Origin of the sequence: Tenacibaculum pacificus (genome assembly GCF_027941775.1) — a bacterium.
Lineage (GTDB): Bacteria > Bacteroidota > Bacteroidia > Flavobacteriales > Flavobacteriaceae > Polaribacter > Polaribacter pacificus_A.
Window position 1 is genome coordinate 1,315,001 of sequence record NZ_CP115917.1, and the last position, 14,287, is coordinate 1,329,287.

A 14,287-nucleotide genomic window follows, 5' to 3' on the forward strand; every position below is an offset into this window, starting at 1 on the left:
CATTTAAGCCCTGGTAAGGTTCCTCGCGTATCATCGAATTAAACCACGTGCTCCACCGCTTGTGCGGGCCCCCGTCAATTCCTTTGAGTTTCAGTCTTGCGACCGTACTCCCCAGGTGGGATACTTATCACTTTCGCTTAGTCACTGAACCGAAGTCCAACAACTAGTATCCATCGTTTACGGCGTGGACTACCAGGGTATCTAATCCTGTTCGCTCCCCACGCTTTCGTCCCTCAGCGTCAGTATATACGTAGTAGACTGCCTTCGCAATCGGTATTCTAAGTAATATCTATGCATTTCACCGCTACACTACTTATTCTATCTACTTCCATATAACTCAAGTCAATCAGTATCAAAGGCAGTTCCATCGTTGAGCGATGGGATTTCACCTCTGACTTAATTGACCGCCTGCGGACCCTTTAAACCCAATGATTCCGGATAACGCTCGGACCCTCCGTATTACCGCGGCTGCTGGCACGGAGTTAGCCGGTCCTTATTCTTACAGTACCGTCAAGGATCTACACGTAGATCGGTTTCTTCCTGTATAAAAGCAGTTTACAACCCATAGGGCAGTCATCCTGCACGCGGCGTGGCTGGTTCAGAGTTGCCTCCATTGACCAATATTCCTCACTGCTGCCTCCCGTAGGAGTCTGGTCCGTGTCTCAGTACCAGTGTGGGGGATAATCCTCTCAGACCCCCTACCTATCGTTGCCGTGGTAAGCCATTACCTTACCATCTAGCTAATAGGACGCATAGTCATCTTGTACCCATAAATGTTTAATGCAAAAGAGATGCCTCTTCTACACATTATGGAGTGTTAATCTTCATTTCTAAAGGCTATCCTCCTGTACAAGGCAGATTCTATACGCGTTACGCACCCGTTCGCCGGTCGTCAGCATAGCAAGCTACCTGTTACCCCTCGACTTGCATGTGTTAAGCCTGCCGCTAGCGTTCATCCTGAGCCAGGATCAAACTCTTCATTGTATATTTTAAATAATATTAATGAATAAGTTTCAAAAGAATTTAACTTCGTTAGAAGTTGTGGTTATTCTACTCTTATTTACGCTGTCAATTTCAATATTTTCAATGAACCTAGTTTTCTTTTTAAAAAAAACCAGAGATAAGAATAATCTTATCATTTTTTGTAGAAACGTTAGAATCGAACTAACTGACTTTATATTGTCATTTCCAAATTTTCTTGATCGTTACGCTTTCTGAAAGCGGTTGCAAATATACATTCTTTTATCGGTTGCAAACAAGTTAAACTTAACTTATTTTTAAATAATTTAAAAACGGCATCTAAATGAACTACCTACACTAAAACAACCTATTAACGAGCTACAAATATAAGACTCTTTTCTGTATTTTTAAGCTTTTTTATTCATTAATTTTCAATTAAGTTAAATAACAACTGATTATCAATTGATTATTTACTTTTTTCTTTAAAAAAAGTATTTAATTATATGTCTGAAATTTAAAAATTAGTACAAATGTCTAGCCCTGATTGAAGCATTTGTTTGAGCTCTTTTTTATTTTTCTTTTGAAAAAATAAAAAAAGCGAGTGCGGAAAGCAGGAAATTGCTTCAAAAATTTTTATAAACTTAATTAAATCACTCGTTCATCAGCTTTATAAGCACCACGCCTGTGTAAAATCCATTGTGCTTCATCCAATGGATTTACACCTTTATAATCTCGGATTGCACCTTGATTTTTAGGACAAGCATCATAACCGTAAAACTGCAAACGCAAACGTAATTTTCCGCTAGATATCGTATTTAACTTGATACTAAAATCCAACGAAGTAGCTACAGGAATTTTTCCTTTGAGACTAAAAACATCACCTGTAAATTTTGGCGTATCAAAAGTAGCTCTTCTAGTACTTAATTCAGATGCTACTTTTCCTAATAGCGCTTCATTCGCTTTTATTTCAAAACTTAAAATTGGCTCTAGTAAATGTGTACCTCCTTTTTTTAAACCTTGCATAATTCCCATAGGAGTTGCTAAATTAAAATCACCCGGGCGAGAATGGATATTATGATCCTCACCTTTTATTAAAGTTATTTTCACATCAGTAACCTCCCACCCTAAAATTCCTTGTGCCAATGCTTTTGGAATGGTACGTTCTATTTCATTTTGATATTTAATATGTACATCGTTTTGAGAAACTATAGAACTATAATTAATCCCCGAATTTAACGGAGCAGGTTCAATTAAAAAAGTCATAATTGCCCAACAAGGTTTTGGCATCCAATAACGAATATACCCTTCAGCCTTTTTACTAATCGTTTCTTTATAGACTACCTGTGGCTCGGTAAAAGTTGCAACAATATCAAAACGTTCTTTTAAAACATGAGATAATATTTCAATTTGCATTTGTCCCATTAATAATAACTGTAATTCTTTTTCAGCACGAAACCATTTAAAATTTAAAGAAGGGTCTTCTCTATCTAATTGTTCTAAGGCTTTTGCTAAGTCATTATAATCCGCATTATTTTCAGGGATAACCTCGACAGTAAGTACAGGAATATGTAATTGAGGAAGTATAGGAATTCCATCAGGACTTCCTAAAACATCGCCTGCTTTTGTTCCTAAAACACCTGTAATAACGCCAATATCACCAGCAGATAAGATAATGTTATCAACATACTTTGTTTCTGATAATTGCTTAGTCTGATTTATTTTAGTTTCTAATTGCTGTGTATGATTATATACCGTAATTTTAGATGATAATTCTCCTGAAAACACTTTTACATGTGCCATCATACCAAAAACTTTATGATGTTCTAATTTAAAAACATATGCCGAAAGGTCTTTTGTTTTATTTATTTTAGAAGTAGGGCAAAAAGCAATAAGTCCATCTAATAATTCTGTAACACCAATATTATTTTTTGCAATTCCTGTATAAATAGGCGTAATTTTAGTATCAATAGTTAATTTACGGATACTTTTCAAATACCTTTCATCAGTAATAACTTCTGAATTTAAAAAGGATTCTAACAGTTCCTCTTCAAAATCTAATAAATGTTCTATTGTTTTCTCTCTAACCTCATCAATTTCAGAATCTGGTTCATTAACTTCATTAATAGGATTAAAAACAGATACAATATTAGCATTCGGAAGACCATCATTTTCAGAAGCATATAAAACTACAGGTTTTGCTTTTAAATCGGTTTCCAACTGTTTAATTACCGATTCTGTATCAGCTCCTTGTCTATCTATTTTATTGATAAAAATAAAAGTTGGTATTTGTAGTTCTTTTAATGAATCCCAAATATTCAATGTATGAGCTTGCACACCTTCTACAGCTGAAACAAGTAATATAACAGCATCAACCACACATAAAGCACGTTCTACTTCACTTGAAAAATCAACGTGCCCTGGTGTATCTATTAAATTTATTTTGGTATTTTTCCAATCAAACGACGTTGCTGCTGCTTTTATAGAAATACCACGTTCTTTTTCAATATCTAAGCTATCAGTACTTGTTGAACCTTTATCTACACTTCCAAGAGTTCTAATTGCTCCTGAATTATATAAAAAATGTTCTGTTAAGGTTGTTTTACCTGCATCCACGTGCGCCAAAACTCCAATATTTATAGTTGGTTTATTCATTAAATTTGATGTAATTTTTAAAAAGCACTTATTATTTTAGTTTCATAATACCTAAAACTATTTTTTAATTATTCCGATTGTGCTTCATTTTTATCTTCTATAATTTTCTCTGTTATTTTTGATGTTTCTTTTTTAACAGATTTTATTTTCTTTTTTTAGGCATCTTATCTTTAATACGTTTTTTTTGTTCGGTAATTATTTCCATAAAAGCTGTATTAAAAGTATGCTCTTTAGCTTCTTTGATAAAGTACAATGCCTTTTTATACTTTTTTAATTTTTCATACAATACTGATTTTTTGCTATATAAAACCGCCTTATCAGCACCTTTTACAGTTAACGCAAAATCTATAAAATCTTCAGCTTCTTTCATATCTTCATTCCATAATAAAGCATTTATAAAATGCTCATAGACTTCAAAAGCATTTATTTTAATCGCTAATACTTGTTTAAAATATAAAATACCTTCTGTATAATCATATAATTTTTCACTATATACACGTCCCATTAACGTTAATGCCATTGTGTTTTCAGCATCATAAGACAAGGCATAATTTAAAGCCACTACGGTTTCTTCCGTATCGTAATGAAAAGAATCTAATGCTTTAAAAACGTAGTTATTTGGTACTGTTCCCATTTTATTTCTTATTTATGTTCATTCAAGTAAAAAATTCAATTGAAAAAATATCACTCAAACGAACACTTATTTAATTATTCTAATTGTTTTCGTAATTCAGTTTTTAATTGATTTCTTTTTGATTTAAAAGATGCTTCTTTTTTTGATTTTTAAAATCAACACCTGCAAAGATACGCACAGGATTCCCTCTTTCTAAATCTAAATGATTTTTCCATGCGATTTTTACAGCAGATTTTAATTCAATTGTGCTATGCTCTTTAATTTTCTCTTTTAATCGTTCAATTGCTATTTTTTTATTTTGATGTTGTGAACGACTATCCATTACCAAAACCTGAATACCACTTGGTATATGTTTTGCTCTTATAGCAGAACTTACTTTGTTTACGTGTTGTCCACCTGCACCTGAACTTCTAATTGCTTGAAATTTAATTTCAGTATCAATAATTTTTTTTGCTGATACTCCTCTAATTCGTAACAACCAATAAACCAATTTTTACGTTTATGAAATTTTCTAATTGTAGATGTTCCAACCCATTGAATAGTTCCTAACCAATCTTTTAAAAATACGGAAAGTTCTTTTCCTTTAATTTCGATACTTACTGATTGTACAGTACCGTTTTCAATACCATCCTCTTTATGAAGAATTTGATACGTACATTTAGTACTCATCAACTCTTTTAAAAACATTTTTAATACTTTTGCAACTACCCATGCACATTCAGCAGGACCTTTTGCAGCAGTAAATTGTATTATTTTTGTGTCCATATTATTTATCCATTCTTACAATTTTCGGTGTAAATGTTCCTAACACCTCAACTAATTCTTGTTGATTATTCATTACTTTTTCAATATTTTTGTACGCCATCGGTGCTTCATCAACTCCGCCACCAATAAGACTCACTCCATTATTTTTCAACTGTTGCTTCACCTCGCTTTTTGTAAATTTCTCTTTACACTTTCTACGAGAAAACAAACGCCCTGCACCATGAGAAGCCGAATTTAAACTTTCACTATTTCCTAAACCTCTAACGATATAACCTGGTGCAGTCATCGAACCAGGAATAATTCCTAATTGTCCTTTATTTGCAGGAGTAGCTCCTTTTCTATGCACAATTAATTCCTGTCCATTTATTTGTTCTTTCCATGCAAAATTATGATGATTTTCAATTGTAGCAATCGCCTTTGCTCCTAACAACTTTGCGATACGCTTATGAATATTATCATGACACGCTTTCGCATAATCACCCGCTAAATTCATTGCCAACCAATACTCTTGCCCATCGTGTGTATTTAAATCTAACCAAGCTAAATGTTGCACATTTTTTGGTAATGGACATTGCTTTGTGGCTAAATATGTATAGTGTTTTGCGATATTTGCGCCTAAACCACGGCTTCCACTATGCGTTAATAAACCAACATATTCGCCAAGCGGTAAACCGAAATTATTTTTTTCATCTGTAATTGTTACAATTCCAAATTCTACAAAATGATTTCCTCCTCCCGAAGTTCCTAATTGTTTGTATGCTTTATTTTTTAAGCGTTTTAAAAGCGGAATATCCTGAAATTCTGAACGTTCAAATATTTCGTGATCATGTTTTGTATTATGAGTTTCATACATTCCGAATTTTGTATGTTCAGATAATATATTTTCTAACTGATGTACTTTTCCTTTTAAGTACGAAGCCTTTACAGGATATACCGTTAAACACATTCTACAACCAATATCTACGCCAACGCCATACGGAATTACAGCATTTTCTGTAGCTAAAACTCCACCGATAGGCAAACCATAACCAGCATGTGCATCGGGCATTAAAGCACCTTGTACAGCTATTGGTAATTTTAAAGCATCATATAATTGATATTTTGCAAGCTCATCAATTTCATTTTCACCGTAAATAGAAAAAGGCGCTCGGGTATTTTTTAGTTGATGAAATTTTACATCAACAGGTTTTATTAATCCTTCTACCACTTTTCCCCAAATTGCATTTCCTTGAAATTTTTCAGGCGATAAAAGCACCTCCTTAGCTTCTTCTAAAATACGTTCTTTCTTTTCTTTTTTACGATATCTATTTATTTGACCTAATGCAATGTTGATACTATTATTCTTTGGAAAGCCTAATTTTATAAGGTCTTTTCCTTTTAACTTATTTCCCATTATTTAATTTTGAGATGTTTTTATTTAGAATTCAACTTTTGGTTGATTTCTTTAATAGTTTTCTATTTTTAATAGAAATATAAACTTCGAAAAATCTCTAGGAAATAAACTCCATAAAAAAAGTCCGAAATTTTTAAACTTCGGACTTTTCATATATATAATAGTATTTGCTATTTATAACAGTGAAGAAAGTCGCGAAGTAAACAAGAAAAAGAACCTAGTTCTCTTTGTATGTTTTTATTTTTTGAATATTTAAACATTGTACTTCGTTTTTTTAATATTAAAACCTCTCGTTGGTAAATCATTAGTTAACGATTCCTAAAAGTTTTATTTCAATATTTATTTTGTTGCATAATTGCGGTACAAACTTATAATGATTTTTTGAATCACACAAATAAAAATAAATATTATTTACCTGTAAATCAACCAATTAAACACAAGTAAATTAAAATCAAACACTAGTTTCCCTCTCCACTTTTTGCAGATTATTTAATAGACTGATACCTTGTTATGTATGTTTTTACTAGACTATTTTAAAAGAAGAAATTCAGGATAAAATTTTCCATAAAAAAAACGTCCAAAAAATTAATTTTGGACGCTTTTACTATTATTTAAAAGTTATATACCTAAAACATCAACTTAAAAAGTCGCAGTTTAGCGCCCGATTTATGTGATTTGAATAAGTTCATAGGTTTAGTTTTTTTATTATTTTTATTTATAAAATATAAAAGAGCATTTTACTGCCCTGTTTTTTTAATGTTTTATGACATTGTTAGTATTGCTACTACTTTTCCATATACATTTTTAGTCCATCCATTTATTCCTCCACGATTATTCCCTATTTGTAAACCTCTTTTATCATTTTTACCTTTTACAAGATGTGTAAAGCAGTTTCCACGAACTTTACAATAAACAATATCTCCAACTTCGCAGGCTTCCCAATTGATGGGTTGCAATTTTACGGGTTGTTTCGATTTTAATAGCGGTAACATAGAATTACCAGGTTCTTTTGAAATAATGGTTTCACCAGCGTTTAATTTCTGAATTTTCCAATTCATATTTTTATATTTTATAAATTATGTAACTCAAAATTGAATTACATATCTCATAATATAAAAAGAACCTTTTTTTATAATGAACTACTGCAAAGATGCGATAATTAACCTATTACCTCCAAATTTAATTTTTAAGCGTTAAAAAAAAATTAATAAATTACCTGCCTCTGTACGGGATATGATTTAACGTCTTCTTTTTTTCCAAGGCGCATTTTTTTGCCAATTTCCCGCCATAATACAACCATACGGCAATACCTCATCAATTACTTCACCTAAACCAAACTCTTTCATTTGCTTACGTACTGTTGTAGCGTTTTTATATGCTGATGGCAATTCTGTAATATCAATTTCATCAGAAAAAAAACGAACATCTAAACCTTTTGTTTCTTCATCAAAAATTTCTTGAACTGTACCTATTTTGCTTTTTTTATGTTCGGTTCTACTTACATTTCTTCCTGCTCCGTGTGGTGCAAATCCTAAATTATTTTCGGTTGTATTTCCTGATACAATTAAAACTGGCTCACTCATATTTAACGGAATTAAACGAGGTCCTGTAATATCGGGCATAAAAGAAGCATCTAACGGAGTTGCACCTTTTGCATGATAAAATAAATCACCCTTTTTAAAAACAAAATTATGTTCGTTCCAAAATCTGTTTTCTTTTTTAATATTTAATTTTTCTAAAGTTGCGTTATGTAATACTTCATGATTTAACTTCGTCCATTTTCTGATGATTTGCAACGCCTCCCAATAATCTTTACCTTCTTTGGTATCAAAAGGAATCCACGCATTTTGTTTTAAAGTTTTTGGTGATATTTTTTTTCTGAATTTTTCAGCAACCTGCATTCCATTACGATATAAATTAGCTCCAAAACCTCTACTTCCATGATGTGTTACCAACATAGTATTTCCTGTTTTTTTCGATTTCCCGACAAACAAAAAATGATTTCCATCTCCTTGCGTTCCTAAATGACTTCGAGCCACTGAAATAGCTCTTTGAGTATTTAAAAATGAATTTCCTTCAATCTCGGCTAATAAATCCATCGGAAAACGAAATTGAGAATCTCTATCTCTTCCTCCTGCTCCAAAATGAGTAATTGAATGTGCTGCGTCTAAAACATCCTTCGGATTTATCTTTCCAAAATCTGTAAGCATTACCGAACAACAAACATCTGCACTATGCATTCCTGGATGAATAGCATTTTTAGCCACCGCAACACCACCTACAGGAATTGTTCCTGTTCCGCCAGTAGGACAAGCATCTGGCATAATAACAGCATTTACAATAGTAGGCGTTTTTACTAAGGTTTCCATAGTGTTAACTACTTTTGCTACGTTAATTTCTTCCAATTCGTTTTCTGCTTTTATATTTATTTTAACAGCAACAGGATTTTCTAATAATGGAATTGTTGGAGGTGCTTTAAACTGCTCTAAATAAGCTACTACTTCTTCTTCTGATAAATTATTAATATTGATATATTCCATAGCTTCGGGAAACCATTTCCCTGAACTAAATCCCATTTCAATTAATTTTTTTCCTGTAATTTTCAATGTTTTTTATTTATTTTGATATTATTCAAATCAACTGATTTATATTCTTTTTATATCTTTTTCTTAACAACACTGCAAATGTTACACACAAATGCGCATTCTTTTTGCGCAGTAAATATTATTTGCTATTTTTATTGAATATTTTTATATAAATTTTATAAAATGGACTTAAAACAACGATTTTATCAGCTTGTTAACAGTTATACAAAAAATCAAGATTTAATTAATAATTTATGGAGTGCTATTTATTCGGTATGCCGAAAAACATAGAACGTATCATAACTTAAACCATATTACCGAAATTTTTAAAGCTTTTGATACTTACAAATCAAAATTAGAACATCCTGACATTATTGCTTTTTCAATTTTTTATCATGATATTATTTACTGTGTTTATAAAAAAGATAATGAAGAAAAAAGTGCGCTTTTTGCCTTGCAAGAATTAGCATCGTTAAATTTTTCATTAAATACTTCTCTATATAATAATGATACTTTTTTAAATGATATAAAAAATCAGATTATAGCTACAAAAACACATACAGCATTAAATTATGATACAAAATGGCTCATTGATTTTGATTTAGAAATATTAGGGAAATCTTCAGAAATATATAAAAATTACAAAAAAAAATTAGAGAAGAATATAAATTAATACCAACTATATTATATAAACAGGGACGAAAAAAAGTATTGCAACATTTTATTGACAAACCTTTTATATATAGTACAGACACCTTTAGAAACTTATATGAAAAACAGGCAAAATTAAATTTAAGTAATGAATTACAATCATTGTAAATTAATACGTTGACAAAAATCATCTTTAAAAATAAATTCAGAAAAAATAACAATAAAAAATGGCTGCAAATAAAAATGCGCTTATCAGATATAAAACAATTGACGAATGTTTACGAAACAATATGAAACGCTGGACACTAGTCGATTTAATTACCGCTTGCTCCGATGCTTTATACGAATATGAAAACAAAGATGTATACGTAAGTAAACGAACTATTCAAGCAGATATTCAATTAATGCGAAGCGATAAATTAGGATACAACGCACCTATTGAAGTATATGAACGTAAATATTATAGGTATGCAACTACAGATTATAGTATTAAAAATATTCCGATTACTGATACCGATGTAAAAATTATGAATGAAGCAATTCAGGTATTACGTCAATTTAAAGATTTTTCATTGTTTAAAGAAATGGACGGTGTTTTACAACGTTTAGAAGACTCTGTGTATGCTTCTCAAAAAACAAATAAAGCTATTATTCATTTAGAAAAAAACGAAAAATTAAAAGGTTTAAAATATATTGACCCTATTTATAATGCGATTCAAAATAAAAAAGCATTAAATATTACGTATAAATCATTTAAAGCTTTAACAGAAAGCAAAATGACTTTACATCCGCAATTATTAAAAGAATATAATAATCGTTGGTTTGTTTTATCGCTTTATAAAACAAAAAATATAACCTTAGCTCTCGATAGAATTTTAAATATTACCATTGCAGAAAATGACAGCTATAAAGATTTAAAAATTAATGGCGATACCTATTACAAAGATGTAATTGGTGTAACAGTTTCAAATACCCGTGCACAACGTGTTCAATTTTGGGTCGATGCTATAAATGCACCTTATGTAATCACCAAACCTTTCCATAATAGCCAACGAATAATTAAATATACCGAAGATGGCGGTGTTATATTTAATATTTTAGTTCAAATGAATTACGAATTAGAACGTTTAATTTTAGGATTTGGCGATGCTATTGAAGTTCATAAACCTATTTTTTTGCGCAAACGAATGATTCATAAATTAAAAAAGGCTAGTAATAATTATATCGAAAATAATTCTAGTTATTAGATTCATAATAAATTAATGTAATTTCGTTGATTATTTATCACATAATTTATAAACTCCGTACTTCTTCACAAGCGTGAATAACGAAAAAAATTGGTTACAATATTATAAAAACAGTTTATCTGATAGCGAAAATTTAGCAATTGATATTGATAAAATCAAAAACTTATTTCAACAAGAAACAACTGATTTAAGTAATGGACTTATCAATTCAAAACAAGCCAATGAATTATTAGATATTGAAGAACGTCGAATTAATCGAATAAAAGGTGTTAGCAAAAAAGACGACCCAAAATGGTATAAAGTAGAAGAAACAAAAATAGTTTTATCTCCTTTTCATTTAACATATCAAACTAACGATGATTTAAAACACAAACCACGAGATATTTATCCATTTTGGATAATTGCAATGGTAAATCGTTCGGGAGAATTAAAAGCACCTAAAGAATTATTTCCGTTAATTGTACGTAATTATTTAACGCCAATTGCTGACATCAAAAATGATTTTATTTTTTCTGAAATTGATACCGTTTTAGATGCTAAAGATATGGAAGAACCTCAAGCTGATTATGAAGATGAAACAATATCTTGGGGTGAATATTGGGCATATATAAATGATGTATTTTCACAAATCACCACAAATAGCTTACAAAGTTATCAAGTAGAAAAATATACTACACAATATCAATTGACTTATTTTGCTCTTAGTTCAAAAATTTCTACGGCAAAGAGTATTCTTTTTTTATATGAAAACTTATTAAAAAACACTGAAGAAATTCCTATTTTATCAAAAATAATAAATCCATTTGCTAAGGATAAAAAAACACCTGTAACAGATGCTGATTTTTTAAATTACAATCAATTGCATTTAGGGCAAATGTCTAATAAATTTCCGTTATCTATAAGTCAACGTAAAACATTATTATCCTATTTAACTTCCGAAGAAAATGCCATTACTGCCGTAAATGGTCCTCCTGGAACGGGTAAAACAACACTTTTACAAAGTTTAGTTGCTACTGAATTTGTAAAATCCGCTATTGAAGGAAAAGATGCGCCCGTAATTTTGGCGTGTTCTAACAATAATCAAGCGGTTACTAATATTATTGATAGTTTTATAAACTCTAAAAGTTCGTTAGAAGAATTATCTGCTCGTTGGATTCCAAATTTTAACGGATACGCAACTTATTTACCTTCAAATTCTAAAAATGAAAAATCTTTAAAAGATATTAATTTTTTAAAGGGAAATATATTTGGTAATGAGGGAACTTTATGTGATTTAGAAAATGAAAAATACTTAAATGAAGCTGAATATTATTTTTTAACTAATTATTGTCATTATTTTAATGCCGAAACAAATTCGTTAGAAGATGTTTGCGATTATCTGCAAGACGAAATAATTACCATTGAAAATACTTTAATTGAAGGCACCAATTTTTCAAGCGATTATATTAATAGCATCAATTATATTAATAATATTCTTTTAAATAAAGATGATTATATAAAAAAAGATATTTTTAAAATAGCAAAATTAAAAGAATGGCGTACTATAATAACTCGTTTAAAATCTACGATAAAACAAAATGATTTTTATCAAAAAATAACTCAATATTTTAAAATTGATACTGATATTTCTGAAAATAATTCAGAAGTTATTTTTAAAATATCAGAAAAAAACATTGAAAATTATGATAACGCTATTTCGTTTATAAAAGAATGTATTGCCAACTTAAATATGGCTTTACAATCAAATTTACAGCTAAAAAATTGGAAATCTGAAAATAACATCAAAGGATTTCCATATATTTCTGAAACTCAAATGTGGAAAAATGAATATGAGAAAATAAATTCAAATAATCATACTCCACGATTTTTTTATGATGAAATAGATATGGAACTACGTCATAAATCTTTTTTATTCGCTGTTCATTATTGGGAAGCTCGTTGGTTAATTGCTACAAAATATGCGCTGAATAATGACACCGAAAAAGGTACTGGCGAAAATTCGATTAAAAATAAATGGAAACGAAGAGCAATGCTAACGCCTTGTTTTGTAGCTACTTTTTATATGGCTCCTAGTCATTTTTTATACAGTCAATTTTTGGGTGAAAATGAAAATGGAAAACCTGATTTCGACTATTTACCTTTATACAATTTTTTAGACCTTTTAATTGTTGATGAAGCTGGACAAGTAACTCCAGAGGTAAGTATTCCAATGTTTTCTTTAGCTAAAAAAGCATTTGTTATTGGCGATTTAAAACAAATTGAACCTATTTGGTCTATTCCTAATAAAATTGATATCGGAAATTTAACTACGCTTAATATGCTTCAAAATGAAGAAGATGAAGCATATTTAAAAAACATCGGATTTTTAGCTTCTAACGGAAGTATTATGAAAATGGCACAAAATGCTTGTGAATTTGAAACTCCTTTATCCGAAGAAAAAGTACAAGGATTAGTTTTATTAGAACACCGAAGATGTAACGATGAAATTATTAATTTCTGTAATGAATTAGCCTACAACGGTATTTTAAAACCAATGAAAGGAAAAGCTAAAGAGAATCAAATTTTCCCGTCAATGATGGCGTATCACGTGGCAGGAATTAGCGAACGTAAATTCAATAGTCGCTGTAATATTAGCGAGGTAAAAGCAATTATTACTTGGTTACAACAAAATAAAGAAAAAATTCAAGAGGCTTATAAAGTTGAAAACATTGAAAATATTTTAGGAATTATTACGCCTTTCGCTAGTCAAAAAGGAGAATTATCACAAGCTTTAACCCAAGCAGGTTTTAAAGTTAATAACATCAAACTAGGAACAGTTCACGCCTTACAAGGTGCTGAGCGTAACATTATTTTATTCAGTTCGGTGTATTCTAACGAAGATGAGGGAACTTTATTTTTTGAAAAAGATAACAAACCTAACATTTTAAATGTAGCGGTTTCCAGAGCAAAAGATAGTTTTATTTTATTTGGTGATACTCGAATTTTTGATGAAACAAAAAATACGCCGTCTGGAATTTTAAAAAAACATTTAAATATTTATGAAATGGAAAAGTAATATTTAAGAACCTGTTTAAATTTCATTTAAAAATGTTTTATAGCTAAAAAAACGAATCCGTCAAACTGAATTTATTTCAGTTTCGCATCCTGATTTATCTTAGTTATTAACTTTATGCGATGCTGAAATAAATTCAGCGTGACGTTTGAATATTAAAAACACACACTTTAATTAAAGTTTAAAGAGGCTATAAAGCTGTTATATTTTTTTGAAGCAATTTCCCGCTTTCCGCACTCGCTTTTTTTTGAAGAAAAATCAAAAAAAGAGCTCAAACAGATGCTTCAATCGGGGCTAGGCATTTTTACATTATTTTTTATTATTTCAATATTGAATAATTATTTCATC

10 protein-coding genes and 1 rRNA gene (1 of these 11 only partly in view) are annotated in these 14,287 nt (G+C 30.2%); 3 read left to right on the forward strand and 8 right to left on the reverse strand.

The window, feature by feature from the left end; all coding sequences use genetic code 11:
• The 8 genes from PG913_RS05985 to PG913_RS06020 all read right to left on the reverse strand — a co-directional run.
• Positions 1 to 984: ribosomal RNA gene (locus PG913_RS05985) — 16S ribosomal RNA — on the reverse strand (it extends 534 nt beyond the left edge of the window).
• Positions 985 to 1,605: 621 nt separating this feature from the next.
• Positions 1,606 to 3,612, reverse strand: coding sequence for a GTP-binding protein (locus PG913_RS05990; RefSeq protein ID WP_271232054.1), 2,007 nt, complete (start codon positions 3,610 to 3,612; stop codon positions 1,606 to 1,608).
• 142 nt (positions 3,613 to 3,754) lie between these two features.
• Positions 3,755 to 4,246 carry a tetratricopeptide repeat protein gene (locus PG913_RS05995; protein WP_271232055.1) on the reverse strand — a complete coding sequence of 164 codons (492 nt, stop codon included), beginning with the start codon at positions 4,244 to 4,246 and terminating at the stop codon, positions 3,755 to 3,757.
• Positions 4,247 to 4,349: 103 nt separating this feature from the next.
• Positions 4,350 to 4,736, reverse strand: a complete 387-nt coding sequence (locus PG913_RS06000) for a peptide chain release factor-like protein (RefSeq protein ID WP_271232056.1) — start codon at positions 4,734 to 4,736, stop codon at positions 4,350 to 4,352.
• A complete protein-coding gene (locus tag PG913_RS06005) occupies positions 4,628 to 5,011 on the reverse strand; it encodes a hypothetical protein (protein WP_271232057.1) in 384 nt (127 codons plus the stop codon). Before PG913_RS06005 ends, PG913_RS06000 begins: the two co-directional genes overlap by 109 nt.
• Before the next feature lies 1 nt (position 5,012).
• On the reverse strand, positions 5,013 to 6,404 hold the full coding sequence (locus PG913_RS06010; protein WP_271232058.1) for an RtcB family protein: 1,392 nt from the start codon (positions 6,402 to 6,404) through the stop codon (positions 5,013 to 5,015).
• 761 nt (positions 6,405 to 7,165) lie between these two features.
• The gene (locus tag PG913_RS06015) at positions 7,166 to 7,462 is read right to left on the reverse strand and encodes a hypothetical protein (protein ID WP_271232059.1); all 297 of its coding nucleotides are present in this window, start codon (positions 7,460 to 7,462) and stop codon (positions 7,166 to 7,168) included.
• A 180-nt stretch (positions 7,463 to 7,642) separates the two neighbouring features.
• Positions 7,643 to 8,980, reverse strand: coding sequence for an RtcB family protein (locus PG913_RS06020; RefSeq protein ID WP_271232140.1), 1,338 nt, complete (start codon positions 8,978 to 8,980; stop codon positions 7,643 to 7,645).
• Positions 8,981 to 9,248: 268 nt separating this feature from the next.
• On the opposite strand from PG913_RS06020, the gene PG913_RS06025 reads away from it, so the two are divergent.
• The 3 genes from PG913_RS06025 to PG913_RS06035 all read left to right on the forward strand — a co-directional run bounded on the left by PG913_RS06025 (position 9,249) and on the right by PG913_RS06035 (position 13,942).
• Positions 9,249 to 9,662 carry an HD domain-containing protein gene (locus PG913_RS06025; RefSeq protein WP_271232060.1) on the forward strand — a complete coding sequence of 138 codons (414 nt, stop codon included), beginning with the start codon at positions 9,249 to 9,251 and terminating at the stop codon, positions 9,660 to 9,662.
• A gap of 205 nt (positions 9,663 to 9,867) precedes the next feature.
• Positions 9,868 to 10,887: a helix-turn-helix transcriptional regulator gene (locus tag PG913_RS06030; RefSeq protein ID WP_271232061.1), complete on the forward strand. Its 1,020-nt coding sequence runs from the start codon at positions 9,868 to 9,870 to the stop codon at positions 10,885 to 10,887.
• 73 nt (positions 10,888 to 10,960) lie between these two features.
• Positions 10,961 to 13,942: a DEAD/DEAH box helicase gene (locus PG913_RS06035; RefSeq protein ID WP_271232062.1), complete on the forward strand. Its 2,982-nt coding sequence runs from the start codon at positions 10,961 to 10,963 to the stop codon at positions 13,940 to 13,942.
• The last annotated feature ends 345 nt before the right edge of the window (positions 13,943 to 14,287 follow it).

What these genes read in the sequence shown, in the direction of transcription:
- PG913_RS05990 (WP_271232054.1), bottom strand. Translation starts at nt 3,612, where the DNA reads ATGAATAAACCAACTATAAATATTGGAGTTTTGGCGCACGTGGATGCA.
- PG913_RS05995 (WP_271232055.1), bottom strand. Translation starts at nt 4,246, where the DNA reads ATGGGAACAGTACCAAATAACTACGTTTTTAAAGCATTAGATTCTTTT.
- PG913_RS06005 (WP_271232057.1), bottom strand. Translation starts at nt 5,011, where the DNA reads ATGGACACAAAAATAATACAATTTACTGCTGCAAAAGGTCCTGCTGAA.
- PG913_RS06010 (WP_271232058.1), bottom strand. Translation starts at nt 6,404, where the DNA reads ATGGGAAATAAGTTAAAAGGAAAAGACCTTATAAAATTAGGCTTTCCA.
- PG913_RS06015 (WP_271232059.1), bottom strand. Translation starts at nt 7,462, where the DNA reads ATGAATTGGAAAATTCAGAAATTAAACGCTGGTGAAACCATTATTTCA.
- PG913_RS06020 (WP_271232140.1), bottom strand. Translation starts at nt 8,980, where the DNA reads ATGGGATTTAGTTCAGGGAAATGGTTTCCCGAAGCTATGGAATATATC.
- PG913_RS06030 (WP_271232061.1), top strand. Translation starts at nt 9,868, where the DNA reads ATGGCTGCAAATAAAAATGCGCTTATCAGATATAAAACAATTGACGAA.